Origin of the sequence: Clostridium algoriphilum (genome assembly GCF_020443705.1) — a bacterium.
Classification (GTDB): domain Bacteria; phylum Bacillota; class Clostridia; order Clostridiales; family Clostridiaceae; genus Clostridium_AD; species Clostridium_AD algoriphilum.
In genome coordinates this window covers 1-597 of the sequence record NZ_JAIZZK010000126.1, presented here as the reverse complement: position 1 = coordinate 597, position 597 = coordinate 1, and the positions used below count along the sequence as shown (strand labels likewise).

Sequence of the window (597 nt, the reverse complement as noted above, 5' to 3'; positions counted from 1 at the left end):
GGCAAGGATGACAGGTGCAGGTTTCGGAGGATGTGCAATTGCAGTAGTTGAAAAGGATAAAGTAGATTTATTTACGAGTAGAGTAAAAAGAGAATATACAAAGAGAATTGGTTACGAGCCAACATTTTATTCAACAGGAATTGGTGAAGGGGTTCATAGAGTAGAATAATTGTAGTTTATGAAAAACTAATTTATTAGTTAAATAAAAACATGGAGATTAATTATGCAAAAATTAATTATACTTTCATTTATATTTTTTACGGCTTTAGTCGGGGTCTATACTTATTTTAAAATAAAAGGTAACAATAGAAATAAACAATCTAAAGATTCATACTTTTTAGGTGGACGTAGCTTAAGGACAGATATGATTCTGGTGTTAAGAAAATCATTTCAATATTGTTTTTCTATTATAAAAGTAGCTTAAACTCTTGCTAAGGCAAGGATTCAAATAAATAAAACAAAGATAGTATAAACACTATCAAATATACGATAGTGTTAACTAACTTATGAAAAAACAGGAATGTAAATATTAGGGTTTTAATTGCACGTTGAAAAGTGAAAAAATACTTTGAAGAAATACAATGCAGTTTTGTTTGT

Annotated in this window: 2 protein-coding genes; both read left to right on the top strand. The window is 28.1% G+C overall.

Features of this window, described 5'->3' with window-relative positions; translation table 11 throughout:
• Window positions 1-7: 7 nt before the first annotated feature.
• Window positions 8-169, top strand: coding sequence for a hypothetical protein (locus tag LGK95_RS22235; RefSeq protein ID WP_404814474.1), 162 nt, complete (start codon window positions 8-10; stop codon window positions 167-169).
• A gap of 54 nt (window positions 170-223) precedes the next feature.
• Window positions 224-424 carry a hypothetical protein gene (locus LGK95_RS22230; protein ID WP_226127112.1) on the top strand — a complete coding sequence of 67 codons (201 nt, stop codon included), beginning with the start codon at window positions 224-226 and terminating at the stop codon, window positions 422-424.
• Window positions 425-597: the final 173 nt, after the last annotated feature.